General features: G+C 43.5%; 1 pseudogene. It reads right to left on the reverse strand.

From position 1 onward, the window contains the following. Nucleotides 1-214 (reverse strand): annotated as a pseudogene (locus SORDD16_RS10360) (IS30 family transposase); the annotation flags it as partial.

Raw genomic sequence — 214 nt, forward strand, 5'->3', positions numbered from 1 at the left:
CCTCAATATCACTGGCTTTCCGTCCATTGGCTTTCAGTGTGATGATGGCTTTTGAGCAGCATTCTACTAAGGTTATGACGGTACTTTTGTGCTTTTCTCCCACAATTGTATCCCCTTCTAGATGGCCTAATTCCGTCTTAAAATCGGGATAACTGTTTGCTCTCTCATGCAAATCTCTACGAAAAGCTTGTTTTCCACGCCTTTCTTTCTGCCC

The sequence above is a fragment of the Streptococcus oralis genome, assembly GCF_001578945.1.
In the GTDB taxonomy this organism is placed as follows: domain Bacteria; phylum Bacillota; class Bacilli; order Lactobacillales; family Streptococcaceae; genus Streptococcus; species Streptococcus oralis_Q.